The organism is Nocardia sp. CNY236 (genome assembly GCF_000482385.1).
Lineage (GTDB): Bacteria > Actinomycetota > Actinomycetes > Mycobacteriales > Mycobacteriaceae > Nocardia.
Genome location: NZ_AXVD01000002.1, coordinates 182,324 through 209,132, shown reverse-complemented (window position 1 = coordinate 209,132; position 26,809 = coordinate 182,324). Strand labels below are relative to the sequence as shown.

General features: G+C 65.0%; 25 protein-coding genes. 9 read left to right on the top strand and 16 right to left on the bottom strand.

The features are described 5' to 3' along the window. Positions 1-96: 96 nt before the first annotated feature. From K940_RS0102825 to K940_RS0102805, 5 genes are read right to left on the bottom strand one after another with little or no spacing between them, the layout of a single operon-like run. Positions 97-1,152: an acyl-CoA dehydrogenase family protein gene (locus tag K940_RS0102825; protein WP_028476271.1), complete on the bottom strand. Its 1,056-nt coding sequence runs from the start codon at positions 1,150-1,152 to the stop codon at positions 97-99. Beyond that, on the bottom strand, positions 1,149-2,183 hold the full coding sequence (locus K940_RS0102820) for an acyl-CoA dehydrogenase family protein (RefSeq protein ID WP_028476270.1): 1,035 nt from the start codon (positions 2,181-2,183) through the stop codon (positions 1,149-1,151). Before K940_RS0102820 ends, K940_RS0102825 begins: the two co-directional genes overlap by 4 nt. Beyond that, on the bottom strand, positions 2,180-3,322 hold the full coding sequence (locus K940_RS0102815) for an acyl-CoA dehydrogenase family protein (protein ID WP_028476269.1): 1,143 nt from the start codon (positions 3,320-3,322) through the stop codon (positions 2,180-2,182). The genes K940_RS0102820 and K940_RS0102815 overlap by 4 nt, the downstream gene beginning before the upstream one ends. Then, the gene (locus K940_RS0102810; RefSeq protein WP_051406813.1) at positions 3,322-4,233 is read right to left on the bottom strand and encodes an enoyl-CoA hydratase; all 912 of its coding nucleotides are present in this window, start codon (positions 4,231-4,233) and stop codon (positions 3,322-3,324) included. Before K940_RS0102810 ends, K940_RS0102815 begins: the two co-directional genes overlap by 1 nt. After that, positions 4,233-5,789, bottom strand: a complete 1,557-nt coding sequence (locus tag K940_RS0102805; protein WP_028476267.1) for a FadD3 family acyl-CoA ligase — start codon at positions 5,787-5,789, stop codon at positions 4,233-4,235. The genes K940_RS0102810 and K940_RS0102805 overlap by 1 nt, the downstream gene beginning before the upstream one ends. A 76-nt stretch (positions 5,790-5,865) precedes the next feature. On the opposite strand from K940_RS0102805, the gene K940_RS0102800 reads away from it, so the two are divergent. The 4 genes from K940_RS0102800 (at position 5,866) to K940_RS0102785 (ending at position 9,761) form a co-directional block, all read left to right on the top strand. Then, the gene (locus K940_RS0102800) at positions 5,866-7,080 is read left to right on the top strand and encodes an acyl-CoA dehydrogenase family protein (protein WP_028476266.1); all 1,215 of its coding nucleotides are present in this window, start codon (positions 5,866-5,868) and stop codon (positions 7,078-7,080) included. Further along, positions 7,077-7,874 carry an SDR family oxidoreductase gene (locus K940_RS0102795; RefSeq protein WP_028476265.1) on the top strand — a complete coding sequence of 266 codons (798 nt, stop codon included), beginning with the start codon at positions 7,077-7,079 and terminating at the stop codon, positions 7,872-7,874. The genes K940_RS0102800 and K940_RS0102795 overlap by 4 nt, the downstream gene beginning before the upstream one ends. Positions 7,875-7,938: 64 nt before the next feature. Further along, positions 7,939-8,556 (top strand): TetR/AcrR family transcriptional regulator, encoded by a 618-nt coding sequence (locus K940_RS0102790; protein WP_196812082.1) that lies wholly within the window; start codon positions 7,939-7,941, stop codon positions 8,554-8,556. Positions 8,557-8,567: 11 nt separating this feature from the next. Further along, positions 8,568-9,761 (top strand): acetyl-CoA C-acetyltransferase, encoded by a 1,194-nt coding sequence (locus K940_RS0102785; RefSeq protein ID WP_369797454.1) that lies wholly within the window; start codon positions 8,568-8,570, stop codon positions 9,759-9,761. 65 nt (positions 9,762-9,826) lie between these two features. On the opposite strand, the gene K940_RS0102780 is transcribed toward K940_RS0102785, so the two are convergent. The 4 genes from K940_RS0102780 to K940_RS0102765 all read right to left on the bottom strand — a co-directional run bounded on the left by K940_RS0102780 (position 9,827) and on the right by K940_RS0102765 (position 13,397). Continuing rightward, positions 9,827-10,912 (bottom strand): nitronate monooxygenase family protein, encoded by a 1,086-nt coding sequence (locus K940_RS0102780; RefSeq protein ID WP_028476262.1) that lies wholly within the window; start codon positions 10,910-10,912, stop codon positions 9,827-9,829. Further along, the gene (locus tag K940_RS0102775; protein ID WP_028476261.1) at positions 10,909-11,667 is read right to left on the bottom strand and encodes a CoA-transferase subunit beta; all 759 of its coding nucleotides are present in this window, start codon (positions 11,665-11,667) and stop codon (positions 10,909-10,911) included. Before K940_RS0102775 ends, K940_RS0102780 begins: the two co-directional genes overlap by 4 nt. Then, entirely contained in the window at positions 11,664-12,545 is an 882-nt protein-coding gene (locus tag K940_RS0102770; RefSeq protein WP_196812081.1) for a CoA transferase subunit A, read from the bottom strand. Before K940_RS0102770 ends, K940_RS0102775 begins: the two co-directional genes overlap by 4 nt. Before the next feature lie 87 nt (positions 12,546-12,632). Then, positions 12,633-13,397: an enoyl-CoA hydratase family protein gene (locus K940_RS0102765; protein WP_028476259.1), complete on the bottom strand. Its 765-nt coding sequence runs from the start codon at positions 13,395-13,397 to the stop codon at positions 12,633-12,635. Positions 13,398-13,461: 64 nt separating this feature from the next. Here K940_RS0102765 and K940_RS0102760 point away from each other — a divergent pair, with 64 nt between their 5' ends. Both K940_RS0102760 and K940_RS0102755 read left to right on the top strand, forming a co-directional pair. Then, the gene (locus tag K940_RS0102760) at positions 13,462-14,244 is read left to right on the top strand and encodes an SDR family oxidoreductase (RefSeq protein WP_028476258.1); all 783 of its coding nucleotides are present in this window, start codon (positions 13,462-13,464) and stop codon (positions 14,242-14,244) included. 30 nt (positions 14,245-14,274) lie between these two features. Next, positions 14,275-15,186: an SDR family oxidoreductase gene (locus K940_RS0102755; RefSeq protein WP_028476257.1), complete on the top strand. Its 912-nt coding sequence runs from the start codon at positions 14,275-14,277 to the stop codon at positions 15,184-15,186. 832 nt (positions 15,187-16,018) lie between these two features. Here the strand turns inward: K940_RS0102755 and K940_RS0102750 are convergent. Beyond that, on the bottom strand, positions 16,019-16,435 hold the full coding sequence (locus tag K940_RS0102750; RefSeq protein WP_011207048.1) for a helix-turn-helix domain-containing protein: 417 nt from the start codon (positions 16,433-16,435) through the stop codon (positions 16,019-16,021). A 362-nt stretch (positions 16,436-16,797) separates the two neighbouring features. Continuing rightward, complete coding sequence (locus tag K940_RS0102745; protein ID WP_028476256.1) at positions 16,798-17,961, bottom strand: steroid 3-ketoacyl-CoA thiolase; 1,164 nt, start codon at positions 17,959-17,961, stop codon at positions 16,798-16,800. Positions 17,962-18,062: 101 nt separating this feature from the next. Here K940_RS0102745 and K940_RS0102740 point away from each other — a divergent pair, with 101 nt between their 5' ends. Beyond that, on the top strand, positions 18,063-19,364 hold the full coding sequence (locus K940_RS0102740; RefSeq protein WP_051406812.1) for a cytochrome P450: 1,302 nt from the start codon (positions 18,063-18,065) through the stop codon (positions 19,362-19,364). 202 nt (positions 19,365-19,566) lie between these two features. Here K940_RS0102740 and K940_RS0102735 read toward each other — a convergent pair whose 3' ends face one another. The 5 genes from K940_RS0102735 to K940_RS0102715 are packed head-to-tail and all read right to left on the bottom strand — an operon-like array spanning position 19,567 to position 24,101. Then, the gene (locus tag K940_RS0102735; protein WP_028476254.1) at positions 19,567-19,983 is read right to left on the bottom strand and encodes a nuclear transport factor 2 family protein; all 417 of its coding nucleotides are present in this window, start codon (positions 19,981-19,983) and stop codon (positions 19,567-19,569) included. Positions 19,984-20,013: 30 nt separating this feature from the next. After that, a complete protein-coding gene (locus K940_RS0102730; protein ID WP_028476253.1) occupies positions 20,014-20,898 on the bottom strand; it encodes a TIGR03619 family F420-dependent LLM class oxidoreductase in 885 nt (294 codons plus the stop codon). 5 nt (positions 20,899-20,903) lie between these two features. Then, a complete protein-coding gene (locus tag K940_RS0102725) occupies positions 20,904-22,070 on the bottom strand; it encodes a thiolase domain-containing protein (RefSeq protein ID WP_028476252.1) in 1,167 nt (388 codons plus the stop codon). Further along, the gene (locus K940_RS0102720) at positions 22,067-23,104 is read right to left on the bottom strand and encodes a thiolase domain-containing protein (RefSeq protein WP_036527300.1); all 1,038 of its coding nucleotides are present in this window, start codon (positions 23,102-23,104) and stop codon (positions 22,067-22,069) included. The genes K940_RS0102725 and K940_RS0102720 overlap by 4 nt, the downstream gene beginning before the upstream one ends. 10 nt (positions 23,105-23,114) lie before the next feature. Next, entirely contained in the window at positions 23,115-24,101 is a 987-nt protein-coding gene (locus tag K940_RS0102715) for a Zn-ribbon domain-containing OB-fold protein (RefSeq protein WP_036527375.1), read from the bottom strand. Between the two features lie 91 nt (positions 24,102-24,192). Here K940_RS0102715 and K940_RS0102710 point away from each other — a divergent pair, with 91 nt between their 5' ends. After that, entirely contained in the window at positions 24,193-25,227 is a 1,035-nt protein-coding gene (locus K940_RS0102710; RefSeq protein WP_028476249.1) for an LLM class F420-dependent oxidoreductase, read from the top strand. A gap of 25 nt (positions 25,228-25,252) precedes the next feature. Next, positions 25,253-26,809: an acyl-CoA synthetase gene (locus K940_RS0102705; RefSeq protein ID WP_028476248.1), complete on the top strand. Its 1,557-nt coding sequence runs from the start codon at positions 25,253-25,255 to the stop codon at positions 26,807-26,809.

The window sequence follows — 26,809 nt, the reverse complement described above, 5'->3', positions numbered from 1 at the left end:
GTCAGCCGAGCCTTGTCCCGTTTCTCGTCACTGCATCGGGTGAACGGCGGCCCCTGGGAGGCTGTTGCGTCATCCGGTGCGCGCATCGGAATCGGTTCATCCCACCTGTAGGAGTGGGCGTTGCGGCATGCCGAACAGGTGCGAGTCGGCGTGCGCGCGTTTGAAGAACAGCTGTGCGTCGTGCTCCCAGGTGATTGCGATTCCACCGTGCAGCTGGATGGTTTCGGCGGCGATCGCATTCAATGCCTCCGAGCAGTGCACGCGAGCCACCCAGACATCCTCCGCGGCGGACGCACTGTTCGCCGCTACGGCCGCCGTCGCCGCGTCGGAGGCGGACCTGGCCGATTCCAAGAGCACGTACATGTCCGCCATGCGGTGTTTGAGTGCCTGGAAGCTGCCGATCGTTCGGCCGAATTGCACCCGTGATTTGGCGTAGTCCACGGTCATCTCGAGACACCGGTCGGCCGCCCCGACCTGTTCGGCGGCCAACGCAGCCCACGCGATTTCGCGTAGCCGGGCGCTCGTCGTCACCGGATCGCCGGTGCCGAGGCGCCGGGCGGGTGCCGCGGTGAAGGTGATCTCGGCAAGACTGCGGGTGGGATCCATGCTCGGCGTGGATTGCCGGTGCACGCCCGTCGTGGCCGAATCCACCTCGAACAATCCGGTCGAGGTCACGGCGACCAGGGTTTCGGCGGACATCCCGTGCAGCACGTAGTGTGCGGTCCCGGTGAGGGCGCCATCGCTGTCGTGCACGCCCGGCTCGTCCCACCCTTGCTCGCCTGCCCAGCACAGTGCGATTGTCCGTGTGCCCTCGGCCAGCTCGGGCAGCAGCCGGGCGCACGCCTCGGAATCCTCTGACAGCACCAGCGCCTGCCCGCCGAGTACGGCCGAGCCGAGCATCGGCACGCCCGCGAGTGTGCGGCCCAGTTCGCGTATCACCAGCAGAGATTCGACCAGGCTCGCGCCGAAGCCGCCGTAGGCTTCCGGAATGGCCACCGCGGAGACACCGGTCTGTGTACACAGCAGTCGCCACAGCGCGGGGTCGTAGCCGAGTTCGGTGTCCATCGCCGCGCGCACCGCGGCCGACGTTGCGTGTTTGGACAACAGCGCGCGAATCGAGGCAAGGAATTGCTGCTGTTCCGCGGTGATCATGTGATACCTCGTGTGGTGCGGTCGTGCGTGGCTTCGTCGCGCAATGCGTGGGCGATTCGCGCGCGATGGTGCTGTGCGGTACCCCAGGCCGAACGCAGCGCGGTCACCTTGGTCAACCACAGTGACAGGTCGTATTCGGCGGTGTAGCCGATCGCGCCGTGTACCTGAAGTGCGGCGCGAGCCGCGCGGTAGGCCGCCGACCCGCAGGCGAGTACCGCGGCCGACACGTCTCGGCTGCGAGTGGGTTCCGTCGTGGTCAGTGCAGCGCGGTAGAGCAGCGGTTCGGCCAGGTCCACCGCGATGCGCACGTCGGCGAGTTTGTGCTTCACGGCTTGGAACTGGCCGATCGGCGTGCCGAACTGTCTGCGCTGTTTGGCGTACTCGGTCGAAGTCTGTAGCAGCGCTCGTCCGGCCCCGAGTAGTTGCGCTGCACACGCCAGCGCACCCATGTCGAATCCCGCTTCCACGGCGAGTCGTATCCGCTCACTCTCGTTGGTGACGGGGTCGTCGGCGGCGACCGTGAACAACCGACGTGCCGGATCGAGTGAGCGCACCTGGCCGGTACGGTGTCCGATCGACACGATGCTGTCGTGCGCCACGAGTACGACTTCGGCGGTGTCGGCGTCCACTGCGACCGTGCTCTGTTCGGGTGCTGCGAAACCGATGGTGCCCAAGGCGGCACCCCCCGCGAAGCCGGGCAGCCATCGCGCGGCCAAACCGTCGTCCGGAAGGGCTTGCAACAGTGCGGGAATTGCGGCCGCGGTCTCGATCAGCGGACCCGGTGCGGCAGCTCGCCCGATCTCCTCGAAGGCAACGACCAGGTCGATCGGTTCGGCGCCGAGCCCGCCGTATCGTTCGGCGACCGCCAGTCCGAGCACACCGGCTCCGGACAACTGCCGGATCAGCGCCCGGCCCGGTCCCGGATCCCCTGAGGCCCATGCACGCACCGCGGCCGGTGTACGACCGGCGTCCAGCAGCTTACGCAGGCTGGCGCCGAAATCCAGGTGTTCCGCGCTGAGCGCGAATCTCATCGAGTGCTTCCTCTCGGTAGTCCGAGCAGCCGCTCGGCGATGATATTGCGCTGAATCTCGTTGGTGCCGGCATAGATCGGTCCGGACAATGCGAACAAGTAGCCGTCGGTCCACGGCCCAGAGCGCTCGGCTGTGGCGCCGAGTAGGTCGAGCGCGGTTTCGTGCATCGCGATGTCGAGCTCGGACCAGAAGACCTTGGTGATCGAGGATTCCGCGCCGAGCTTGCCGCCTTCGTCGAGCCGGGTCACCGTGCCGAAGGTGTGCAGTCGATACGCTTCGCTGCCGATCCAGGCATCCACCACCGCGTCGCGCTGTGTGGAATCGTCCTGGTCGCCTACCTGCAGCCACAGGTCGATGAGTCGCTGGGCGGTGGCGCTGAAGCGGCCTGGGCTGCGCAGCGAGAGGCCGCGTTCGTTGCTGGAGGTGCTCATGGCCACCCGCCATCCTTGGCCCGCGGCGCCGATCACATCACGGTCGGGCACGAAGACCTCGTCGAGAAAGATCTCCGCGAAGCCGGGCTCACCGTCCAGTTGTGGGATCGGGCGGACCGAAACCCCATCGGCGGTCAACGGGAACATCACGTAGGTGAGCCCGTGGTGCCGATCGGCCTCGGGGTCGCTGCGGAACAACCCGAACGCCCAGTCTGCGAACGCGGCCCGCGAACTCCAGGTTTTCTGGCCGCTCAACAGCCAGCCGCCGGTGGTCGGCCGGGCGGTGGATCGGATGCCGGCCAAGTCGCTGCCGGCTTCCGGCTCCGACCAGGCCTGCGCCCAGATGTCGTCGCCGCGCGCCATTCGCGGCATGATCCGCGCCAATTGTTCCGGGGTCCCGTGCTCGAACAGTGTCGGGGCCAGAAGGAATATCCCGTTCTGGCTGACCCGTCCCGGTGCGCCGCCGGCGTAGTACTCCTGCTCGAACAGTACCCATTCCAGCAGCGAAGCGTCGCGCCCGCCGAACTCCTCGGGCCAGGCGACCACCGAGAGCCGGGCCTCGGCGAGGGTGCGTTCCCAGGCGCGATGTGCTTCGAAACCGGCCTTGGTGTCCATCGAGGGCAGCGGCTTCACCGGCTTGTTGGCCGCGATGAACTCGCGTACCTCTCGCTGGAAGTCTCGAGTCGCCTGGTCGAAGTCCAGATCCACTACGTCGTTCCGTTCTGTCCCGCGCCGCTCGCGGAAGCCTTCATCGAGCTGGCGTTCATTCCGCCCAGTGAGTCGGCGCCGACTTCGGCGTTGTGCGCATGTGCGAAGTGGTGTAACCCGAAGACCGAGTCCATGCCCGAACGCATGCCCATGAGATCCTCGGCTTGATTGACCGCCTTCTTGGTCAATGCGAGGCCGAATTGCGGCATCGCGGCGATTTTTTCGGCCAGCGCAAGGGTTTCGGACTCGAGGTCGGCGCGCGGCACCACTCGGTTGACCATGCCCCACTCCTTGGCCTGCGCGGCGCTGAACCGGTCGCCGGTGAACAGGAATTCCTTGGCTGCGCGCGGGCCCATCACCCAGGGGTGCGCGAAGTACTCGACACCCGGGATCCCCATGCGGACCACTGGGTCGGAGAAGAACGCATCATCGGAGGCGACGATCAGGTCACACACCCATGCCAACATGAGCCCGCCTGCGATGCACGCACCGTGCACCATGGCGATGGTCGGTTTCGGAATCTCCCGCCAGCGACGGCACATGCCGAGATAGACCTCGAGTTCGCGGGCGAAGCGCTGATCGCCGCCGACTCGGTCGACATGGTCCCACCACAGCGCCGCCTTGTTCGGATAGCGCACGTGGTGGTCGCGGCCCGGGGTGCCGATGTCGTGACCTGCGCTGAAGTGTTTTCCATTGCCTGCCAATACGATCACCCCGACGTCGGGGTCTTCGACAGCACGCTCGAACGCAGAATCGAGCGCATAGGTCATCACCGAGTTCTGCGCATTGCGATATTCGGGCCGGTTCAGCGCGACGAGTGCGACACGACCTCGCCGCTCGTAGGTGACCACTGCATCCTGTGGTCGTTCTGTTTCTTCCCGCGCTTCGACGGGCCGTGCCGGTTCGGGCATTACGACATCTCCTCCTCACGCAGTCGGCGCTTGAGCACTTTGCCGGCCGAGCTGTAGGGCAGGTGATCGCGGAACTCGACGAACCGCGGCACCTTGAAGTTGGCCAGCACAGTGGTGGCGTGCGCGATCACTTGGTCCTCGGTGAGCGTCGAACCGGACTTGCGCACCACGTACGCTTTGCCGACCTCGCCCATCCTGGTATCGGGTACGCCGACCACGGCGGATTCGGCGACACCGTCGAGTCGGGCCAAAGCTTGTTCGATCTCGGCCGGATACACATTGAAACCGCCGCAGATGTACATGTCCTTGAGTCGGTCGGTGATCTTCAGGTAGCCCCGCTCGTCGATCGTGCCGACGTCGCCGGTGTGCAGCCAGCCGTCGGCGTCGATGGTCCGGGCGGTGCTGTCCGGGTCGTCGAGGTAGCCGACCATCACATTGGGTCCACGCATCAAGACCTCGTCCGCTTTGCCCAGCCGCAGTTCGAAGTCTGCGATCGGTCTGCCGCAGGTATTCGCAATGGTTTCGGCATCGTCGTCGGCCCCACACATGGTCCCGAAACCCGCGGCCTCCGACAAACCGTATGCGGTGATCACGATATCGAAGGCGAGTTCTGCGCGCATCCGTTCGACCAGCACCACCGGCACCGTCGCAGCCCCGGTGACGGCTACCCGGAGCGTATCCAACTCGTACTCGTCGCGCTCGGGGAAGTCCAAGATCGTCTGGTAGATGGTGGGCGGACCGGGCAGCACCGTGATTTTCTCCGTGCCGACCAGCCGCATCGTCTCCGGTACGTCGAAGGTCGCCTGCGGGATGATGGTCGCCCCGGTGACGAGGCAGGCGAGGATGCCCGCTTTGTAGCCGAAGTTGTGGAAGAACGGGCTCACGATCAGATATCGGTCGTCGCTCCGGACGGTGGCGCACTGCGCCCAGGCGCGGACCACCGCGAGGGCTTGGCGATGCGCGACCAGGGTGCCCTTGCTGCGGCCGGTGGTGCCGGAGGTGAACATGATGTCGGACAGGTCCTGCGGGTCCACCGCTTCGGCGCGCTTGTCTGCGTCGGCAATAGCGACCTGCGTGGCCACCGTCGCCAGATCGGACCATTCCAGTGCCGCATCATCGGTGTTGCCAGCGTCCGGTTCGACCGGTATCACCACTACGGTGTCGATCGCGAGTTCCGGCGCTGCGGTGCGTAATTCGGCGAGTCGGTCGCGTCCGAGGAACGGTCCTGCGACGAACAACGCTCTCGCGTGCACGCGCTCGAGCACATCGACGGCTTCGTCTGCGACATAGCGGGTGTTCAGCGGCACCAGGACGGCGCCGCAGTAGTGTGCGGCGAGTGCGGCGATCACCCAGTGATAGGTGTTCGGTGACCACATGGCCACCCGGTCACCGGGCTGGACTCCGCGCGCGATGAGTGCCCGTGCGACCTCCTGGACCGCTTCGAGTAGTTCGGTCCAGTCCAGCCGGGTCGTTCCATCGGCGATCGCTGGTGCGGTACCAAAGGTTCGTGCGGCATGGTGCAGTGCCATCGGTGTCGTCTGAGCAGTGGTTGTCACGGTTGTCCTCACCGTCTCCGGATTCACTTATGCGCACACTCTACAAAGCAAGTGCTTGGTAGGTTATCCTACCGGCGTGGGTGCAATCCAGACCTCAGAATCCGACATGGTCGGACCCGACGGGGCGAATTCCACGGCGGCCGATGTGCGATTCGCTGCCGAGGTGCGTGCGTGGTTGGCGGAGAACCTCAGCGGAGAATTCCGTGCGCTGCGCGGGCTGGGCGGGCCCGGTCGCGAACACGAGGCATTCGACGAGCGCCTGGCATGGGACCGGCATCTGGCCGCTGCGGGATGGACGTGCCTGGGCTGGCCCACGCAGTATGGTGGGCGCAACGCCACGGTACGCCAGCAAGTGATCTTTCACGAGGAATACGCCAAGGCCAATGCGCCCGCCCGGGTCTCGCACGTCGGCGAGGAACTACTCGGCCCGACACTGCTCGCCTTCGGCACCGCGGCTCAGAAAGACCGGTTCCTTCCGGGGATCCGCGCGGTCACCGAACTGTGGTGCCAAGGGTATTCGGAACCCGGTGCCGGGTCGGACCTGGCTGCGATCAGCACCGCCGCCCGGCGTGACGGCGACGAATGGTCGATCGACGGTCAGAAGATCTGGACGTCGCTGGCGCACGTTGCGGACTGGTGTTTCGTCCTCGCCCGGACCGAGCGTGGCTCGAGCAGGCACAGAGGTCTGTCGTATCTCCTGGTGCCGATGAAGCAGTCGGGCATCGAGGTGCGTCCGATCGTCCAATTGACCGGCACCTCGGAGTTCAACGAGGTGTTCTTCGACGATGCCCGCACCTCGTCCGATCTGGTGGTCGGTGAACCCGGGGACGGGTGGCGTATCGCCATGGGCACTCTGACGGTCGAGCGCGGCATCTCCACTCTGGGCCAACAGATCCGCTTCGCCCGCGAACTGGCCGATATCGAGGCGTTGGCCCGCCGTCTCGGGGCAGCCGAGGACCCATCGATCGCCGCGCAGATCGACCGGGCATGGGTCGGGCTGCGGGTGCTGCGCGCGCATGCGATGCGCACGATGGCAGGAGCGAGTGTGGACGACAGCGGTCGAGCGTCGGTGGCGAAGCTCTTGTGGGCCAACTGGCATCGCGGGCTCGGAGAGCTGGCGATGACCGTACTCGGCGCCCGTGGCCTGGTCGCGGACGGCGAGGATCTCAGCGAATGGCAGCGGTTGTATCTGTTCACCCGCGCCGACACCATCTACGGAGGTTCGAACGAAGTGCAGCGCAACATCATCGCCGAGCGCGTGCTCGGGTTGCCCCGTGAGGCGCGCCCATGACGGGGCCGCTTTCGGTCGCCCCCGAGCCGACTCCCGGGCACGGGCTGCTGGCCGGACGCGCAGCGGTGGTCACCGCCGCGGCCGGCACCGGAATCGGGTCGGCCACTGCCCGCAGGCTGCTGGCCGAAGGAGCGGACGTGGTGGTTTCCGACTGGCACGAGCGGCGTTTGAAGCAGACCGAGACCGAACTCGCCACAGAATTTCCCGAACGGCGGGTCGCGGCGATCCCGTGCGACGTGCAGAGTACCGAGCAGGTGAACGCCCTGGTCGATGGTGCGGTCGCGGCCATCGGCCGGATGGACATCATGGTCAACAATGCGGGGCTGGGTGGGGAGACGGCCGTGGTCGACATGAGTGACGACCAGTGGGACCGTGTCCTGGACATCACCCTCAACGGCACCTTCCGCTGTACGCGGGCAGCGCTCCGGTATTTCCGCAATGCGGGGCATGGCGGCGTGATCGTGAACAATGCCAGCGTGCTCGGTTGGCGCGCGCAGTACGGTCAGGCGCACTATGCCGCTGCCAAGGCCGGTGTGATGGCGCTGACTCGGTGCACTGCGCTCGAAGGCGCCGATTTCGGTGTCCGGGTCAACGCGGTGGCCCCGAGTATCGCCCGACACGCCTTCCTGGACAAGGTCAGCTCCACGGAGTTGCTCGACCGACTGTCGCAGCAGGAGGCGTTCGGCCGTGCGGCCGAGCCGTGGGAAGTCGCTGCGACGATCGCAATGTTGGCCAGCGACTACACCACCTACCTGACCGGCGAGGTGGTCTCGGTCAGTAGTCAACGCGCCTGAGCAGCCGGTCGTGTCGCTCGCCGTGTCCACACCCTGCTCGACCAAGCAAATGCTTGGTTGTATCATGGGGCGCGTGACCGTCCCAGATGCCTCGAAATCCGCACGGCGTAGCCAGTTGCTCGCCTTGGCGGCCGAATTGTTCGCAGAACGCGGACTCCGGGCCACCACGGTGCGCGACATCGCCGACGCGGCCGGGATCCTCTCGGGGAGCCTCTATCACCATTTCGATTCCAAGGAGTCGATGGTGGACGAGATTCTGCGTGGTTTCCTGGACGATCTGTTCGGTCGCTACCGGGAAATCGTCGCTTCGGGATTGAGTTCGCGAGACACGCTGGAAGCTTTGGTACTCGCGTCCTGCCAGTCGTTCGACCGCTGGCATTCTGCGGTGGCGATCTATCAGGCCGAGGCCAAGCGGCTACGGACCGCGCAACGGTTCGACTACATCGCCGATTACAACCGTGAGTTCCGCGAGCTCTGGCACCGGGTGTTGACCAACGGCGTAACCGACGGCAGCTTCCGGCCGGAGCTCGACGTCGAGCTGACCTACCGATTCCTGCGCGACACGGTATGGGTTGCGGTGCGCTGGTATCGGCCCGGCGGCCCCATCACTGTCGACAATCTTGCCAAGCAGTATCTGACCATCGTGCTCGACGGGCTCACCGTCCCCGAGCACACAAGGTAGGAGCCACTTCCATGTCAGCACCGTCCGCCTCCCGCCGTCCCTACACCCCGCTGAGCGACGCGTACGTGATCGATGCCGTACGCACGCCGATCGGCAAGCGCGGCGGCGCGCTGGCCGGCACTCACCCGGCCGACCTGGGGGCGACCGTCCTGCGTGGCCTGCTGGATCGCAGCTCGATCGACCCGGGCGCCGTGGACGATGTCATTGTCGGTTGTGTCGACAACATCGGGCCACAGGCAGGCAATATCGGGCGCACCATGTGGCTGTCTGCGGGCTACCCCGAGGAGGTTCCCGGGGTCACGGTGGATCGGCAGTGCGGATCCAGCCAGCAGGCGATCAATTTCGGCGCGCAGGCCATCATGAGCGGGACGGCCGAGGTGATCGTCGCGGCCGGCGTGCAGAACATGAGCGCCATCCCGATCTCCGCGGCCATGCTCGCGGGCAAGGAGTACGGTTTCGACTCGCCGTTCGTCGGTGCGCACGGTTGGGACCACCGCTACGGCACCGGCGAGGTGTCGCAGTTCCGTGGCGCGCAAATGATCGCCGAGCGGTGGGGAATCAGCCGTGCGGATATGGAGCGCTGGGCGCTGCGAAGCCACGAACGCGCGCGCGACGCGATCAAGAACGGTCGTTTCGACAACGAGATCGTTCCGGTCGGTGACTTCTGGATCGACCAGGGACCACGAGAGACCAGCCTGGAGAAGATGGCCGCGTTGCCCGCGCTGGTCGACGGCAGTCCGCTCACCGCCGCGGTCTCGAGTCCGATTTCCGACGGCGCGAGCGCGACGTTGCTGGCCTCCGAGTGGGCGGTGCACGAATACGGCCTGACCCCACGAGCTCGAATTCACCATGTCAGCGCCCGTGGCGCCGATCCGATCGTCATGCTCGCCGCGCCGATTCCCGCGACCAAGTGGGCGCTGGCGAAGACCGGTCTGACCATAGACGACATCGATGTGATCGAGATCAACGAGGCATTCGCCTCGGTGGTTCTCGCTTGGTTGCACGACAGCGGCGCCGACCCGGCGCGAGTCAATGTCAACGGCGGCGCGATTGCTCTAGGCCATCCGCTCGGCGCTACCGGGGCAAAGCTGTTCGCGACTCTGCTCAACGAGCTGGAACGGGTCGAGGGCCGGTATGGGATGCTCACCATCTGCGAAGGCGGCGGCACTGCCAATGTGACCATCATCGAACGCCTGTCGCGCTGAGTCGCGGCCGACGTCCACCCGCCGCGCGGGCTCCCGCGCCGGTGGTGTGGATGTCGCGTGACGGTTCAGCTTCGTGCTCGGTCGGTTCCCGCTCGAAGCGCGGCCAGCGCGTCGATCCGTGCGACCGCGTCGGTGACGATTCGATCCACGAGTTCCTGGCAGGTGGGTAGATCATCGATGATTCCGGTGACCTGCCCCGCGGCGAGCACACCTGCTCGAGTGTTGCCTTCGACCAGCCCGGCGCGAAGCAGCATCGGAGTATTGGCGGCCATGATGATCTGGGACCAACTGAGGTCCTTCGTCTTTCGCATCGTGAGCCCGTCGCGGATCATGCTGGACCACTTCATGCCGGTCATGCTCTTGAACCGGGCAGCATTGGCGGCGGCCGCAGTCAGCCCCCGCCAGCGGCCCGACTGTTCCAGGCGTTGCACCAGCTCGGTGTTCAGCACGCGGTGCGGGATACCGTCGACCTTGGCCGACACCACGGTGTCCTGCAGATGCCTGCGCAGATATTCCTGCTTGACTGCATCGGGCACCGTGCTTTCACGAGTGAGTAGGAACCGCGTTCCCATGGCGATTCCGGCCGCGCCGTAGGACAGGGCTGCGGCCAATCCGCGGCCGTCGAAGAACCCACCGGCCGCGACCACAGGAATGTCCACCGCATCCAGCACCGACGGCAGCAGCAGCGTGGTGGCTACCGGGCCGGTGTGCCCACCGCCCTCTCCGCCTTGCACGATCACTGCATCCGCACCCCACGCTGCCACCTTGACCGCGTGTTTCGCTGCACCGATCGAGGGGATGACCACCACGCCCGCATCTTTGAGCTTTGCGATGAGGTCTTGTCTGGGCGCGAGCGCGAACGACGCTACGGCAACCTTTTCTCTGATCAGCAGATCGATTCGTTCGACGGCGTCGACGGCGTCGGCGCGAATGTTCACGCCGAACGGTTTCGAGGTGTGCGCTTTGGTCTTGGCGATGGCGGCTTCGAGTTCTGCGAATGTCATCGTGGCCGAAGCCAGGATGCCGAGGCCACCGGCTTCGGCGGTGGCCGAAACCAAGCTGGGGCCCGCCACCCACCCCATGCCGGTCTGCACGATCGGGTGTTCGACGCCGACCAGGTCGGTCAATGCGGTGCGTAGTGCTGCGCTCATGACGGGACCTCGGAGTTGCGGCTGGTGGTGGGGTCGAGCACTTCTCGGAGCAGCCGCAGCTCGTCCGCGGTCGGTGTACGGGTCGTGCCGGCTTCGGCCAGCCCCGCGACCTCGAACGAGGTGTTCTGTGCGACCTCCTCGGCAGTGACGCCGGGATGCAGACTACGCGCGCGCATGGTGTGCTCGGGCCCGGCGAAATCGAAGACTCCGAGATTGGTGACCACACGGTGTACGTCGAGGAAGCGGAAGGCGGGATTCGCGGGATCGGTATGGTCGTAGCCCACGCCGGCGACGATATCGACCCGGTCGACGAACACGCGCGTGGTATGTCTCGCGACCCAGTAGCTGGTTGCGTGATTGATGGTGTTGCCCGGTGCACCGCGTACGCCGAACATCTGCCGCGTCGGCTGTTGTAGCGGTCCGAACGCCGAGATGTTCTGGTTGCCGAAGCGGTCGATCTGATTGGCGCCCATCACGACATGTCGACGTCCGGCGGCCAAGACATCGAAGATCTTGCGCAATGGCATCCATCCCTCGATCGGCGCCGTGCCGCCGAGTGGCGGGCATTCGGCCTGCAATAGCGCCTCACCGTCGGACATCAGCAGATCCGGCTCGGTGGTGAGTTTGGCCAACCGTGCGCCGAGCAGTGACATCGGCGTCATCGGGCTGACCATGACTTCCCCTGCGCCGCGGAAGATATCCGCACATGCGACCGCGCATACTTCGGCGCGGGTGATCGTCTGGGTGTCGCTCATGATGCTCCCTGTGCGAATCGGCGAACGGCGGCCTGATAGTCCTGTTCGGAGCCGGCCAAGTAGGTGTCGACGAATCGTTGCCACGCCTCGGGTGTCTTCGCGGACTCGACGTAGTGTTTCTGAAACGCTTCGTCTCGGCCGTAGCTGTCACCGGCCAGGGTGAAGTGCGCGCCGTTGGCCGACTCCACCACACCGTCGACCATCAGCCGATTGAGTAGTAATGCTTGCAGTGGAACGCTTTTCACCAGTTCGGCGGTCTCTACGACCCGCTCCACCGTGAGGTAGCGGCGGTCGGCGGCCATGCAGAACAGGTCGTCGAAGTAGGGGTCGACTCCGATATAGGCCGCATTGCCGTGCGGGTCACCGAGATTCATGTGCACCAGCGCCGCATCCAGCGTGAGTGCAGGCATCGCGATCAAGGTCTCCAGGGCGCCGTCCGGGCCAGGGTACGGCGACTCGACGGTCTTCAGCTCACCCGCCCAGAAGTTAGGGACGTCGGAGCCGAGCCCGGCGCGGATCGGCAGAAACGGCAGCCGTGCCCCAGCCGCCTCCAGCCCACATTTGAGCATGCCCTCATCCATCTCGCGGGCGAGGATCGCGCCCGAGGTGCGTGCCTTGGCGAACCATGGGTCGTAGAACGGCGGCGAATCCAGTGACACGAAGCCGTAGTACGCCTTGCGTACCTTTCCCGCCGCGCACAACAGCCCGAGGTCCGGTCCACCGTAGCTGACTACCGTCAGATCGGTCAGATCCGACCGAAAGATGGCTCGTACCAGCGCCATCGGTTTGCGTCGCGACCCCCAACCACCGATGCCTATGGTCATCCCACTGCGCAGTTCGCCGACGACGTCGTCGATCGACATCCGTTTGTCTCGCATGACTTTCGCTTCCTCTCTGCGTGGCGGCTCGTCCCGAATTCGCCTCGATGCACGTCACCGCCGGGGTCCGTCTGTCGCGTGGTGGTCTCACCCACTCGACTTGCGTGCTGCGAGGTCGTCGTCGAATCGAGCGCGGATCTCGTCGGCGACGCCGGCGAGGTTGAGTTCGAACGTGAAGCCCTGCTCGTATCGGTAACTGCGGTGTACGTCCTGCCCGTCGATACCGTTCAGGGCTCGTTTCGCCGCGCGGATCACTCGGCCGTCCTTGGCGGCGATGGTCGTGGCCAGCTCGATAGCGGTTGCGTCGAGTTCGGCGCGCGGAACCACCTGGTAGACCGAACCGAAGTGCTGAAGTTGCTGCGCGGTGACCGTGCCCGCTGTGAAGAACAGTGTCCGCATCAGATGTTGGGGCACCAGACGCGCCAGATGCGTCGCCGCGCCGAGCGCACCCCGGTCGACTTCGGGCAGACCGAAGGTGGCGTCGTCGGATGCGATCACGACGTCCGCATTGCCCACCAGCCCGATGCCGCCCCCCAGGCAATAGCCCTGCACCACGGCGATGACCGGCACTTGGCAGTCGTAGACCGCGCCGAATGCCTCGAAACACCCGTGGTTGGCCTCGATCAGCGCTCGATGGCCGGGTTCGGCCTGGATTTCTTTGATGTCCACGCCCGCGTTGAATCCACGGTTGTTCGCGCGCAAGACGATCACTCGAGTATCCGGGTCGCGACCCGCCGCGCGTACCTCGTCGGCGATCGCGAACCAGCCGTCGGTCGGTATGGCGTTGACCGGCGGGTAGTCGACCGTGATCACAGTGATGCCGCTCGATTCGGAGTGGCGGTTGATCCCCATCGCAAGTCCCATCGTGTGTACCGGCGTAGTGGCAAAGCAAGCAGTTGCTTGGTAGGTTAGCACGGTGGCACTCGAAATCGATCTGGCCGGGCGCGTCGTCGTGGTGACCGGTGGCGTTCGCGGCGTCGGCGCCGGAGTCAGTAGGGCGCTGCTCGCCGCCGGTGCACAGGTTGTCGCGTGTGCGCGGCGGCCGGCCGACGGTCCGATCGATGTCGACGGGCGAGCGATCGACTTCGTGTCCTGCGATATCCGGGATGCCGACGCGGTGCACGAGCTGATCGAGACGGTCATCGAGCGTTACGGTCGATTGGACCACCTGGTGAACAATGCCGGCGGCGCTCCGTTTGCCCTCGCTGCCCGCGCGAGCGAGAACTTCCACGCGAAGGTCGTCGAGCTGAACCTGCTCGCCCCACTCGCGGTGGCGCGCGCGGCCAATGCGGTGATGCAGCGGCAGGACGAGGGTGGTTCCATCGTCAACGTCTCCAGTGTGAGTGGGCATCGTCCCTCGCCAGGTACCGCGGCCTACGGTGCCGCCAAGGCCGGGGTGGACAGCCTCACCGCGTCCCTCGCCGTCGAATGGGCGCCGAAAGTACGGGTCAATTCTCTCGTGGTCGGACCGGTCGACACCGAGTTGAGCAGACTGCACTACGGCGACCAAGACGGCGTCGATGCGGTGGGTCGGACCATCCCGCTCGGGCGCCTTGCCCGGCCCGACGACATCGGCCGCTGCGCGGTGTTCTTCGCCTCGCCGCTGGCCGCATACGTCAGTGGCGCCACGCTGTTGGTGCACGGTGGCGGCGAACGGCCCGCCTTCCTCGGCGCCTCCACAGCGGAGCATCAGTCCTGAATACCCGGGATACGAGAGAGGGACACCGATATGGACACCGAACAGATCTGCGCTGGGCGCGTCGTCATCGTCACCGGCGCTGGCCGAGGTATCGGCCGGGCGCATGCGCTCGCCTTTGCCGCGGCAGGCGCGCAGGTGGTGGTCAACGACCTCGGCTCGGCGCTGGATGGTGCAGCGACCTCGGAGACGCCGGCCGAAAACGTCGCTGCGGAGATAACGGCACTGGGCGGCTCGGCCGTGGCCAATCACGACGACGTCGCGGATTGGGAGGGAGCGCGACGGCTGGTGCGCGAGGCCATCGATACCTTCGGTCGATTGGACGTGGTCGTCAACAACGCCGGATTCGTTCGCGATCGGATGTTGGTCAATCTGAGTGAGGACGAGTGGGACGCGGTGATCCGCGTGCATCTCAAAGGGCACTTCGTGACCATGCGGCACGCGATCGAGTACTGGCGCGCCGAATCCAAGGCGGGCCGTCGAGTCGACGGCAGAGTCATCAACACCAGTTCCGGTGCAGGCCTGCAAGGCAGTGTCGGGCAAGGCAACTACGGTGCGGCCAAAGCCGGCATCGCTGGACTCACCGTGACGGCCGCGGCCGAATTCGCTCGCTACGGCGTGACGGTGAACGCAATCGCGCCCGCCGCTCGGACCAGAATGACCGAGACGGTGTTCGCGGAGACGATGGCCAAGCCAGAGGTCGGCTTCGATCCTATGGCGCCCGAGAACGTGTCACCCCTGGTTGTCTGGTTGGGCAGCACGCAGTCGGCGGCCGTGACCGGACGGATGTTCGAAGTCGAGGCCGGAAAGATCGCTGTGGCCGATGGCTGGCGGCACGGAGCGCCCGTCGACCGTGGCGCCCGCTGGGATCCAGCCGATATCGGGCCCGTCGTGGCCGGCATGATCGCCAAGGCAACTCCGCCGGAGCCGGTGTACGGCACCTGATCGGACGAATCAGCGGGCATGGGCGCAGGCTGGGGGTTATTATGACGCCCATCCGTTGGAAGTCCCGGATGTGAGTGGCGATCCGGCAAGGTACTGCGCTTCGACTGATGAGGGGAAGGTTCGGCGCATGACTGTAGGTCGCAAGGTTCCCGTGCTCGCGCTGGCTGCTCTGCCCGCGGGCTCTGGGTTGTCGGGCTCGAGCGCGGTCATCGGCCTCGGATGGCTTCGGTCTGTGCCGGGTCGCGGGCCGCGCGGTACTCCTCGACGGGGACGCCGGTACTCGAAGTCGGCGGTCGCCGCCAGGGAACTGCCAGCCCGGGACGGCCCGTGACGGCGATGTGTCGATGAGTGCGGCCGACGCGCGCACTCGTATTCCGCCCACGTGGTCGGGGTGGTGTTGGGTTCGTGTCCACGAAGTTGTTCGATGCCGCTTTCCGTCGAGCGCGTATTAGCCGGCGGGCGAGATAGGACACGAGTCTGGTCGGCCGAGCTGAACCGGGTGGGCGGGCAGCATTCCGATGAGTGGAATACCGCGGTGGGCGCGTGCATTCGGTCACGACCGCAGTCGGTGTTGTCTGGGCAGAGCGCATCGTGGAGTTCTCGAATTGCGATTGCGTATGCAAAACGCAATCGGTCCAACGCAATTTTGCGAATCCGGCAGGCAATTCGAACCAACCGGTACGGTGGGAATCCGCTTCGGGGCGAACATCGGAAAGGTCGCGCGTGTCGAAAACGGTTACCCGGGTGGCCGATCCACGCTATAGCGCAACCGGCCCACGGTCTGCTCGTTTCTGAGCACGACCGCGAGCCGGTTGTATGTATGTGGCAGAACCTATTCGGTCCCGTCCGGAGGAATTTCGGGCAATCCCTCACTAGCCCGCAACTTCTCCGCCATGGAGGTGAGCAAGTTCTGCGATTCTTCGGACAAGTCGAATGCCCTACTCGACAGCCGACGCAGTCCATAGCCCTGCAGCTGGGAGAGTAGTTCCAGATCGTGATCGATCTTGGCGGCATAGATGTCGTTGAAGAAGTAGTCCGGTTTGACCTTGAAAAACTTGGCCAAAGCGGCCACCGTCTCGTCGGATGGGTTTGTTCGCTGTCCCGACCGCAACTGTGACAGATACGGTTTCGAGATCGGATGCCCGGAGGCCGTCAGCGCTGCCGCGACCTCCGCGTTGGTGTGCGGCTTACGCCCGGGGGGATGCACGGTTTCGAACAGCTTGTTCAGCCGCGCCGCGAAATCAGCCATTGTGAGCCGCCCAATTCCCTTCGCTGTACTAACAGTCGTTATCTCGGATACCTATCATTGATATTAGCGGCTCAGTAGCTGAAAACCTACGCCTGATTCCGAAATTCCTTGAAGCTTCTAGGTCGAACGCGGGTGGACGGGCCGTGGCCATCGCGTTTGCGGGCCACCCCAACGGCTCTTGCGAACACGTGTTGTGGCCCGATTCCGGCCCGTAGCCGCGGTCTAGCGGCGAGGAGTTGTGGTAGCCATAAGATAGCTGATGCTTCATCAATTGGCCGATATGTGAATTTTTGTGGTGTACGACACGTTTTCGGGGCTGGGGCGTGAAGCTTCAACTCACCGTTCCGAGGTGGTCGACGCTCTCACAGGCGTTCGATGATCGTCCCTGTCGCTAGTGCGCCACCGGCACACATGAGAATCATGGCTGTGCTGCAATCGCTGCGCTCCAACTCGTGCAAAGCTGTTGTGAGAAGACGTGATCCGGTCGAGCCGACGGGGTGTCCGAGTGCGATGGCGCCGCCATTGACATTGACCCGATCCAGGTCTGGGCGATGTACGGAGGCCCACGAGAGTACGACCGATGCGAAAGCTTCGTTTACTTCGAACAGGTCGATGTCACCGATATCCATGCCGGAACGCTCGAGCAGGCGGGTGCATGCCTGGACCGGGCCGTCGAGGTGGAATTCCGGCTCCGCGCCCACCACTGCTTGGGTGACGATCCGGGCGCGCGGCGTCAAATGTGCTTGTCGAGCGGCTTTTTCGTCCATCAGCAGCAGTGCTGCGGCGCCGTCGGAAATCTGCGAGGAGGACCCCGCGGTGTGTATGCCATCTGCCAGAACCGGTTTCAGTGAGGACAAGCCTTCGATGGTGGTGGCCCGTAGTCCCTGGTCCTTGGTCACCTCCAGTTTTTCGCCAGTGGGACGACCCTCCTTGTCGACCACGGGAGCACTGATCGGGAGTATCTCGCGATCGAACCGACCCTCGGACCACGCTTGGGCGGCCAAGTGCTGTGACCGTGCACCGAACTCGTCCACGTCCGAGCGAGTGATGCCACGTCGCTTGGCGATTCGTTCGGCCGCCTCGAATTGGTTGGGCAAGTCGATGTTCCACGATTCGGGCCGACGTGGACCGGCATTGTCACCGACGTTGGCTCCCAGGGGGACTCGGCTCATCGCTTCCACGCCGCAGGCCATGCCGAGCTCGATCGCGTCTGCCGCAATCAATCCTGCGATCAGATGGTTGGCTTGCTGCGCCGAGCCGCACTGGGTGTCGATGGTGGTGGCGCCGACCTGCCAGGGCAGCCCAGCGTGCAGCCAGGCGACTCTGGTGACGTTGTTGGACTGTTCTCCCGCCTGGGTTACGCAGCCGCCGATGACCTGCTCGACCTGCGCGGGGTCCAGGTGGGCTCGCTCGAGGAGTCCGCGCTGAGCCAAGCCGAGGAGTTCGGCTGCGTGCAGACCCGATAGCCAGCCGCCGCGCTTGCCGATCGGGGTGCGTGCTGCTTCGACGATTACCGGTGTGCCCATGTCCAACCCTTCCGTATGGGACAGAAAACTGTAACGCGTTCGCGGTGCTGCCGGGACGGATCGAAACCGGTTTCTTTCCTCGTTTCCGCACCTGTGCTTGAATGATTATAGAACGTGTTTCAGTTTGTCGAAGGAGACATCTGGTGGTAGGTACTCGGAATTCCCGGCCGAATCTGCCGGACGGGTTCGATGTCACGGACCCGAACATCTACGCCGAGCGTGTCCCGGTCGAGGAGTTCGCAGAACTACGCCGGACTGCGCCGATCTGGTGGAATCCGCAACCGCCGGAAGTCAGTGGCTTCCACGACAGCGGTTTCTGGGTGATCAGCAAGCACGCTGATATCAAGGAAGTGTCGCGGCGCGACGACGTGTTCTCCAGTTTCGAGAACACGGTGATCCCACGATTCAACGACGACATCCCCCGTGAGCAGATCGAGATGCAGCGCATCGTCATGCTGAACATGGATGCGCCCGAGCACACCAAACTGCGTAAGATCATCTCGCGTGGGTTCACCCCGCGCGCGATCAATGGGCTGCGTGCCGAACTCTCGGCTCGGGCCGAGTCGATCGTGAAGGCCGCGGCGGAGTCGGGTTCTGGCGATTTCGTCACGCAGGTCGCGTGCGAGCTGCCGTTGCAAGCGATCGCCGAGCTGATCGGCGTCCCGCAGGAAGACCGGATGAAGGTCTTCACCTGGTCGAACGAAATGACCGGCTATGACGACCCGGAGAACACCGCCGACCCACTCGCATCCTCGATGGAGATTCTGAGCTATGCCTACCAGATGGCGGCCGAGCGCAAGCAGTGTCCGGCCAACGATATCGCGACCGCACTGGTCGAGGCCGACATCGACGGCGACAAGCTGTCCGAAGAAGAGTTCGGCTTCTTCGTGATCATGCTTGCCGTCGCAGGCAACGAGACCACCCGCAACGCTATCTCCCACGGCATGATCGCATTCCTGGAGAACCCGGATCAGTGGGAGCTGTTCAAGGCCGAACGCCCGGCCACGGCGGCCGACGAGATCATCCGGTGGGCGACCCCGGTCACGTCGTTCCAGCGGACCGCGTTGGAGGACGTCGAAGTCGGCGGTGTCGAGATCAAGAAGGGGCAGCGAGTCGTTATGCTCTACCGCTCGGCGAACTTCGATGAGGACGTCTTCGATCATCCGGAGAAGTTCGACATCATGCGGGCGGACAACCCGCATGTTGCCTTCGGCGGTACTGGTGCGCATTTCTGCATCGGAGCGAATCTGGCCCGACTCGAGATCAACTTGATCTTCAATGCCATTGCCGACCATCTGCCCGACATCACCAAGATCGCCGATCCCAAGCGGCTGCGTTCGGGTTGGCTCAATGGGATCAAGGAGTTCCCGGTCGACTACAAGACCTGCCCGGTCGCGCATTGAGCAACGACAAAGGCCCTCGCACCGCAGCGGCGGTGTGAGGGCCTCCGGCCGCTCGGCGGCCGTGTGAGAGTTCTGCCGCTCGGCGGCCGTGTGAGAGTTCTGCCGCTCGGCGGCCGTGTGGAGGTTCTGCCGCTCGGCGGCAGTATGGGAGTGCTGCTGCGCAGCAGCCGTAGGCGAGTGTTACCGCTGGGCTGGTAACACGTCAGTCGAGCGGCCGCGCGGTCTCCATTGCGCGGTCGATCTCCCAGAACGTGCGCAGAGCCGTGATCTTGCCGGCGTTGTCGACCCGGTAGATGAACACGCCGTCCGCGTCGATCCGTCGGCCGCCGATCGAACTGCGGACGGTGCCGGTGAACGCGACTTCGCTACCACAGGCAAAGGAGTCGCTGAACAAGAATTCGATCGTTTCGGTCGCGGCGACCACCGCATCCCAGAAAGTGGCGATGGCCGTCGGGCCGCGGTGCCCCTCGCCGACCGGATCCAGGCCGGAGGGACCGATGGGGTCTTCCACAATGGCGTCTTCGGCGAACAGCGCCAACCAGGCCTGCTTGTCCCGGGCGCGCACCGCGGCCTGCGACGCCAATCCCGCGGTCCTGGCTGGATGATCGGTAATAATCATTCGCACTCTCTCCTATCCGGTGGATAGCATTCACCGCGCGGCTACGATCGGCTCCGTGATGTATTGTTCGGCGAACTTGCGTATCGAATCCTGTTTTGCGGCGAGCTGGCCGTCGAAGCCGATACCGTCGGCCAACCAGGGCACCACGATCGCGTCGGTCACCCCGACGTCGGCGAGGTCCTGATAGCCGGACCGGCCGGATCGATCGACACACACTGCCTGGATTTCGAAGGATTGTTCGGCCCGACCGAACTCCGAACGCAGTGTGGCGAGCTCCTCGATGGTGCGCTGCAGCACGTCATAGGTCATCATAGCCGAGCTCCAGCCGTCACCGACTCGCGCGGCACGTCGCAGCGCTGCAGCAGTGTGCCCGCCGACGTAGAACGGCACCGGCACACGAGGCGCTGGACTGACCTGCAGCGGATCGAAGTCGAAGAACTCGCCGTGATACTCGACCATCCCTCCGGACAAGACCAGTTTGATGACCTCGATCATCTCGTCGACCCGGGCGCCGCGCCGCGCGAACGGAACCCCGCACCACTCGAATTCTTCGGGTGCCCACCCGACGCCGACGCCGAATCCGAAGCGATCGCCCGACAGGTTGGCTACCGAGCCGACTTGTCGGGCCAGTAACAGGGGATTGCGCGACCCCAGTTTCATGACGTTGGTGTAGAAACGAATCCGGCTGGTGACCGCCGCCATCGCGGCTGCCGCGACGAGCGGATCGACCCATGGTGTGTCCGGCCCCCAGAACCTACTGCCGTCGGCGGTGTATGGGTACTTCGCGCTGGCCGACTTCATGAAGAACAGCGAGTCCGGCAATGCGATCGACGAGAAGCCGCATTCTTCGGCGGTCTGCGCGAGCTCGAGGAGTTGGTCCAGCGGACTCATCGCGACGCCGAGGGTGAACTGCAATGTAGTCATCGGGGCTCCGATCCAACAACCCACATCGAGAAGTACTGGGAACCTCCGCCATAGGCATGCCCCATCGCCCGACGGGCGCCGTCGACTTGGTAGTCACCGGCTCGTCCCATCACCTGCTTTGCGGCCTCGGCGAATCGGATGAGTCCCGACGCACCGATCGGATTCGACGACAGGACGCCGCCGGAGGGGTTGACCGGTAAGGTGCCACCGATCTCGGTCTCACCCTTGTCGGTCAGTTTCCAGCCTTCGCCTCGGGGAACGAAGCCGAGATTCTCCAACCACATCGGTTCGAACCAGGAGAACGGCACGTAGATCTCGGCGACGTCGATCTCTTCCAGTGGGTTGGTGATGCCCGCCGCTTCCCACAGTGCCGCCGCCGCATCCTGGCCGGCTCGGGGATCGACTTGGTCGCGTCCGGCGAACGTGGTCGGCTCGGTGCGCATCGCGGTGGCATGCACCCAGGCGATCCTCCTGCCGGTTGCCTCCACAGCGGCGGCCGCCTCCGCATCGCCGAGCACGATTGCGCATGCACCGTCGGAGGAGGGGCAGGTCTCGTCGAAACGGATCGGATCCCACAGCATCTGTGATGCGAGCACCGACTCCAGTGTGATGTCGGGTTGTTGCAGATGCGCGAGCGGGTTCTTGGCGCCGTTGCGGCGATCTTTGACCGCGACCATGGCGCCTACGTGGCTCGGTGCGTTCGAACGCCGGATATACGAGCGCACGTGGGGTGCGAAATAGCCGCCCGCGCCGGCACCCACCGGCATGGTGAACGGTACCGGAATCGACAACGCCCACATGGCATTCGATTCCGACTGCTTTTCCCAGGCCACCGCGAGTACCCGCTTGTGTACGCCGGCCTGGACCAAATTGGCTGCGACGACGCCGGTGGATCCGCCGACCGAGCCGGCGGTGTGCACGCGCAGTAGGGGCTTGCCGACGGCTCCCAGGGCATCCGCCAGATACAGCTCCGGCATCATGACGCCCTCGAAGAAGTCGGGGGCTTTGCCTACGACGACGGCGTCGATATCGGCGATGGTCAATCCGGCGTCGTCGAGGGCACGATCGATTGCTTCGCGGCACATGCCGGCCATCGACACATCGGTACGTTTCGTCACATGATGGGTTTGTCCGGTGCCCAGCACCGCAGCTGGATAGCTCATCGGGTCTCCGATTCCAAGACGGCCACGAGGTTCTGCTGGAGCGCGGGTCCGCTGGTGGCATGCGCCAGTGCCCGGTGGGCCGAGCCGGTCATGATCGCCTCGGCCGCGAAGCCGATGCGCTCGAGTCCGGCGGCGAACATGGGGTTGGCCGCCAGCGGGCCACCGGACGGGTTCACTGCGGTGCTCTCGCGCAGACCGATGGCCTCGGCCAGGATCAACTGTTGGTGGCTGAACTGCGCATGGAGTTCGGCCACGTCGAAACCATCGGTGTCTCGGCATCCGACGGCCGCCGCAGCGGCTGCGGTCGACGCAGAGACGGTGAGGTCGCGTGCGCCGAGCGCCGAAGTATCCACTCGGTGGGCCATGCCAGTGATCCACGCAGGCCGGGCGCACAGTTCCCGGGCGCGATCGCCCATCGCAAGTACGACGGCAGCCGCGCCATCGGTAATCGGCGCAATGTCGTGCGCGCGCAGGGGATCAGCGACATATGGCGTATCCAGCAACCGATCGACATCGCCTGATGAGCCGGCGACCACCGCCGCCATATCGCGCTCCGACCAGCGACCCGCGTCGAGCCCGGCCCGGGCCTGCAGTCCGGCAATGGAGATCGCGTCCGGCCACAACGGAGCCACGAGGTAGGGATCCATTTGCATGGTGAGTACCTGGCGCAGTGTGCCTGCCGACGACTTGCCGAAGCCATACACCAGGGCCGTCTTCGCTTGGCCCGAGCGCAACTTCACCCACGCCTCGTACAGTGCCCATGCGCCGTCCATTTCCACGTGCGATTCGTGGATCGGTGGCACTGCGCCGATCGCGTCGATAGCGGAGATGAACGAGAAGGCGCGTCCGGCGAGAAAATCGGACGAGCCGGAGCACCAGAAGTCGATATCGGCTTTGGTGATGCCGAGTCGGTCGTAGAGTTGCTGGAAACAGGGAACCAGCATCTCGACACCGTTGGTGGTGCCGAAAGTCTCCGGCACATGGGGTGAGTGGGCGAAGCCCACGACCGCGATATCGGTTGCCTTGTCGGTCAACGTGCGCCTCTCAGAGGTGGTGGCTGTAGGTCTCGTAGTCGGCGTCCGGCTCGCCGGTGGGACGGAAGTGGTCCACGTTCTCCAAGCCGTAGCCCCATTCCTCTCGCGGCTTCCACACCGCTTTCACCCGCATGCCCATCCGCACTTCGTTCGCGTCGCAGCCGAGCACCAAGTGCAGCACGGGAATGTCCGCGCCATCCAACAACACGTAGGCCGCGACGTAGGGCGGTGTGATCCGCTGCCCGAGGAACGGCACGTTCACGATGCAAAAGGTGGTGACGGTGCCGTGGTCGGACAATTCGATGAAGTCGTCGGTCGGTCGGCCGTCGGTGGGGTTCGCGCCGCGTGGCGGGAAATACACCTTGCCCTTGGGGTCGGTGCGCGCGCCCACCAGCTTTCCCTCGGCGAGCCCGCGCAAGTACACGGTTTCCTGTGGTGATGCGGTGTGTTTGTAGGACAGGTCCACCGGTGTGGTCAGCATGGTCACCGGTTCGGCCGAGTCGTCGACTGCGCCGGTCGAGTCGGAGGTCTCACCCGGATCGAAGCACACGATGTCGTGGATGGTTCCCGTGGTGGTCTCGGCCCACCGGGCGGTCACGCGTAGGCCGGTGTGGATGTCCTCGGGCGCTGCGACATCGACTGCGTGCAGCAATGCGGTGTCCGCGCCGTCGAGGCGAATCAACGCCCAGGCGAACGGGCGGTCGAAGGGTTGTCCGGGTAAGGGTTCGCCCACCCAGGTCCACGATTCGACCGTCCCGGTAGCGGCGACGTCGACGAATTCGGTCAGTGGCGCGGAGGTCACCGGATCGTATTCCGGTGGCGGAACCAGCACTCGGCCATCCGTGCCCCGGACGCCGACGATCGTATGGTTGCGCAGTTTGCCGAGAAAGGTTCCGATGGTGGTGCCAACGGAGCGGGTGTAGTCGAATCGCACCCGCAGGGGCGCGCTGAGTACTTCGGGTACGGTGTCCGATCCCGTGCCGCTCCCATCGGCGATTGCCGTGGATACAGTATTCCCCTGTGTCACGATATTGAGTAGAACAGGTTCTAACTCTGCTGGCAAGCAATTGATCGGAAAGGGGTCCGGCGTGAAGTTCGGATTGCAACTCGGGTATTGGATGGCCCAGCCGCCGACGAACGCGGGTGAACTGGTGGTGGCGGCCGAAGAAGCCGGGTTCGACGCCGTGTTCGCCGCCGAATCCTGGGGGTCGGACTCGTTCGGTCCGCTGATGTGGTGGGGTTCGTCGACGCAGCGAGTGCGGTTGGGCACCTCGGTGGTGCAGATGTCGGCGCGGACGCCGACGGCGACCGCGATGCATGCGCTCACGCTCGATCATCTCAGCGGTGGTCGTGCGATTCTCGGTCTCGGCGTCTCGGGACCGCAGGTGGTGGAGGGTTGGTATGGGCAGCCGTTCGCCAAGCCGCTACAGCGCACGCGCGAGTACGTCGACATCGTTCGGAAAGTACTGGCGCGTACCGAGCCGGTGACGAGCGCCGGGCCGCACTATCCCTTGCCCTATACCGGCCCTGGGTCGATGGGGCTGGGCAAGTCGCTCAAGCCGATCGTGCATCCGCTGCGCGCGGATCTGCCGATATGGCTGGGTGCGGAGGGGCCGAAGAACGTCGCGCTGACGGCCGAGATCGCCGATGGCTGGCTGGCTATCTACTACGCGCCCAGGCTGGCCGGGATGTACAACGATTGGCTCGATGAGGGGTTTGCCCGGGCCGGTGCGCGGCGCACGCGAGAGGACTTCGAGATCGCTGCGACGTGCCAGGTCGTGATCACCGATGACCCGGCGAGCGAATTGGAGCGGATGCGTTGGATCATGGCGCTCTATATCGGCGGCATGGGGGCTCCGGAGATGAATTTCCACGCGCAGGTGTACCGGCGCATGGGATATCACGACGAGGTCGACGAGATCGCGCGGCTGTTCCAGTCGGGTAAGAAGGCTCAGGCCGCGGCGGCGGTTCCGGATGAGCTGATTCTGGACACCGCGATCATCGGGGACGAGGAGCACGCGCGCAAGCAGCTCCGGGTGTGGGAGGCCGCGGGCGTCACCATGATGCTGGTGTCGGTTTCCGATACCGAACAGTTGAGCCGATTGATACCCCTTGTCGAATAGTAGAACACGTTCTAAATTCAATAAGGTGACAACCCAGGATCCAGTGAACGTTCTCGGTCTGTGGAACATCGCCGACGCCGAACCCGATCGGATTGCGATGGTCGATGCCTCCGGGCGGGAGGTGACATATCGCGAATTGGCAACCCTCGCCGACCGTTACGCCACCGGCTTACGGGGCCTCGGCCTGAAAACCGGAGATGCACTGGTGAGCATGGTGCACAACTGTGTGGAGGCCATTGCCGTCTACTTCGCGGCCTACCAGTCCGGGTTGTACATCGTGGCGGTCAACTGGCACCTCACCGGGCCGGAGGTCGCCTACATCCTGACCGACAGCGAGGCGAAGGCGTTCATTGCCAGTGACCGATTCGCCGCCGCCGCTCGGGCTGCTGCCGACGAGGCGCAGCTGCCCGCGGCGGCACGCTTCGCGGTGGGTGAAATCGAGGGCTTCGCACCGTTGGCCGAGCTCGGCCCCGCAGGTGCCGGCCGGCCGGCCGGCCGCAGTACCGGCGCGCCCATGCTCTACACATCGGGAACCACGGGGCGGCCCAAGGGAGTTCGGCGCCCGCTCACCGGGGCCGATCCCGATGTCGTTCCGCCACACACGACCGCATTCTTCGGCCTGTTCGATCTCACGCCCTACGACGACCATGTGCACATCTGCGGCTCCCCGGTGTACCACACCGCGGTGCTGAACTTCGCCACCATTTCGATCCAGCTGGGCCACAAGCTCGTCCTGATGGATCGCTGGGATGCGGAGGAGATGCTTCGGCTGATCGACAGATATCGGGTGACACACAGTCACATGGTGCCCACTCAATTCCATCGGCTGCTTGCGTTGCCGGCGGAGGTGCGCGCCAAGTACGATGTGTCCTCGCTGCGCAGCATGGTGCACGGCGCCGCCCCGTGCCCACAGGCGACGAAGCGGCAGATGCTCGAGTGGTGGGGACCCACGGTGACCGAATACTATGCCGCCACCGAGGGCGGAGGGACCGTGATCAACGGTGCCGAGTGGCTGCGTAAGCCGGGGTCGGTCGGCAAGGCGTGGCCGTGGTCGGTGATCCAGGTGCTCAGCGAAGAGGACGGCTCCGAGGTTCCGGTCGGCGAACCCGGACTGGTCTACATGCGCATGATCGGCTCGAGTTTCGAATATCACCACGACAAAGCCAAAACCGAGGATGCGCGAGTCGGTGACTTGTTCACTGTTGGCGATATCGGGCACCTCGACGAGGACGGCTACCTCTACCTGCACGACCGGCGCTCGGATTTGATCTTGTCCGGTGGGGTGAACATCTACCCTGCCGAGATCGAGAACGTTCTGATCACCCACCCCAAGGTCGCCGATGTCGCGGTCTTCGGCATCCCACATCCGGATTGGGGCCAAGAGGTCAAGGCGGTGGTACAACCCGCCAGTGGGATCGTGGGCGATGCGGCGCTCACCACGGAGTTGTTGGAGTTCGCAGCAAGCCAATTGGCCAAGTACAAGAGACCCAAGTCCATCGACTATTTGCTCGAAATGCCCCGCGACCCCAATGGGAAGCTCTACAAGCGCAAGCTTCGCGACCGCTATATCTCCGCGCCGTGA

Excerpts from the sequence above, each read along its gene's own strand:
- K940_RS0102825 (WP_028476271.1), bottom strand. The coding sequence starts at position 1,152 with ATGATCACCGCGGAACAGCAGCAATTCCTTGCCTCGATTCGCGCGCTG.
- K940_RS0102755 (WP_028476257.1), top strand. The coding sequence starts at position 14,275 with ATGGACACCGAACAGATCTGCGCTGGGCGCGTCGTCATCGTCACCGGC.
- K940_RS0102770 (WP_196812081.1), bottom strand. The coding sequence starts at position 12,545 with ATGCGAGACAAACGGATGTCGATCGACGACGTCGTCGGCGAACTGCGC.
- K940_RS0102725 (WP_028476252.1), bottom strand. The coding sequence starts at position 22,070 with ATGAGCTATCCAGCTGCGGTGCTGGGCACCGGACAAACCCATCATGTG.
- K940_RS0102765 (WP_028476259.1), bottom strand. The coding sequence starts at position 13,397 with ATGGGGATCAACCGCCACTCCGAATCGAGCGGCATCACTGTGATCACG.
- K940_RS0102810 (WP_051406813.1), bottom strand. The coding sequence starts at position 4,233 with ATGCCCGAACCGGCACGGCCCGTCGAAGCGCGGGAAGAAACAGAACGA.
- K940_RS0102820 (WP_028476270.1), bottom strand. The coding sequence starts at position 2,183 with ATGAGATTCGCGCTCAGCGCGGAACACCTGGATTTCGGCGCCAGCCTG.
- K940_RS0102740 (WP_051406812.1), top strand. The coding sequence starts at position 18,063 with ATGATTATAGAACGTGTTTCAGTTTGTCGAAGGAGACATCTGGTGGTA.
- K940_RS0102790 (WP_196812082.1), top strand. The coding sequence starts at position 7,939 with ATGGGGCGCGTGACCGTCCCAGATGCCTCGAAATCCGCACGGCGTAGC.
- K940_RS0102780 (WP_028476262.1), bottom strand. The coding sequence starts at position 10,912 with ATGAGCGCAGCACTACGCACCGCATTGACCGACCTGGTCGGCGTCGAA.
- K940_RS0102735 (WP_028476254.1), bottom strand. The coding sequence starts at position 19,983 with ATGATTATTACCGATCATCCAGCCAGGACCGCGGGATTGGCGTCGCAG.
- K940_RS0102750 (WP_011207048.1), bottom strand. The coding sequence starts at position 16,435 with ATGGCTGATTTCGCGGCGCGGCTGAACAAGCTGTTCGAAACCGTGCAT.
- K940_RS0102745 (WP_028476256.1), bottom strand. The coding sequence starts at position 17,961 with ATGGGCACACCGGTAATCGTCGAAGCAGCACGCACCCCGATCGGCAAG.
- K940_RS0102785 (WP_369797454.1), top strand. The coding sequence starts at position 8,568 with ATGTCAGCACCGTCCGCCTCCCGCCGTCCCTACACCCCGCTGAGCGAC.
- K940_RS0102775 (WP_028476261.1), bottom strand. The coding sequence starts at position 11,667 with ATGAGCGACACCCAGACGATCACCCGCGCCGAAGTATGCGCGGTCGCA.
- K940_RS0102795 (WP_028476265.1), top strand. The coding sequence starts at position 7,077 with ATGACGGGGCCGCTTTCGGTCGCCCCCGAGCCGACTCCCGGGCACGGG.